Origin of the sequence: Frankia sp. CeD (genome assembly GCF_000732115.1) — a bacterium.
GTDB classification, from domain to species: domain Bacteria; phylum Actinomycetota; class Actinomycetes; order Frankiales; family Frankiaceae; genus Frankia; species Frankia casuarinae.
In genome coordinates, this window is record NZ_JPGU01000075.1 from 8131 (window position 1) to 9285 (window position 1155).

Genomic DNA, 1155 nt, shown 5'->3' on the forward strand with positions numbered 1-1155 from the left:
ACCGCCAGCCGCCGGAGCACGCCCACCGCCGGTCCCCGTCCCCTCCGGACGCCGAGCCCCACCCGGGCGGCGGTCGACGAACGAGGCGGCCGAGGAGGAAGAGGAAGTGGCGGATCCCGCATCGCCCGCACGCGGCGATGCGCCGTACCGGGCGTTGCCGTACCGGGTGTTGGAGTCCGAACCCCTGGAGCGGTCCGGCCGGCCCTGGCCCTCCGGGCCGCGGCGGAACTGGCCCGCCCCGCCCCGCGTTCCTCCCCGCGCACCGCCCTGCCCGCCGCCGCGCGCACCCTGGCGCGCGCCCTGAGAGGGACCCCCCTGTCCGCGCGACGCGCCGGTCTCGGATCCGCCGCCCCGCCTTACGCCCGGGGCATCGCCACGCACCGGGCGCCCGGCGCGACGTCCCTCTGCCGGCGTGCCACGATCACCTGAAGCGTCCCGATCACGCCGCTGCGGGTGTGGGGACGTGAACGGCGTCGTCCCGCCTCGCTGACTGGATCTGTCTTCCCTCGGCATGACCGGCAACTTCCCTTTCATCCCGCAGGTACCGCGGTTGCGGCTGCGGGTCCCTCGTGATCCGGAGGCGCCCTCAGGCCGCCGGGCTTCCGACGCGGACACCACGGCGCCCGAGATCGTCGGCTGTGCTTCGGATGTTGCGTAGGTACGTCGGTCCGGGTTCACCCGGGTCCACGACGTTCACCCGGGTCCACGATGGTGCGGTGATGCCACAACCCTCAACGATACGACGTCCGGACCGGTGATGACCGGGTCCACCCGGTGACCATGCCGAAAAAGGGCGTGACAAAGGGTGTGGGGCTGTCTCCCTAGGGAGACAGCCCCACACTCGTATACGTCCGGCGGCGTCCTACTCTCCCACACAGTCCCCCATGCAGTACCATCGGCGCTGAAGAGCTTAGCTTCCGGGTTCGGAATGAGACCGGGCGTTTCCCCTTCGCCAAAACCACCGAAACACTATCCAGATATACCAGCCGAACCGGCCGTACACCCGAGAACCGCACAGTGGACGCGTAGCACCTTCGAAGACAAGCCCTCGGCCTATTAGTACCGGTCAGCTCCATGCGTCACCGCACTTCCACCTCCGGCCTATCAACCCGATCATCTAGTCGGGGGCCTTACCAGGCTACCCTGTGGGAGACC

General features: G+C 69.7%; 2 rRNA genes. Both read right to left on the bottom strand.

Annotation, left to right across the window (positions count from 1 at the left end):
- Positions 1–849 precede the first annotated feature (849 nt).
- Positions 850–966 (bottom strand): 5S ribosomal RNA (rrf, locus tag CED_RS20520).
- 70 nt (positions 967–1036) lie between these two features.
- Positions 1037–1155: ribosomal RNA gene (locus tag CED_RS20525) — 23S ribosomal RNA — on the bottom strand; the annotation flags it as partial.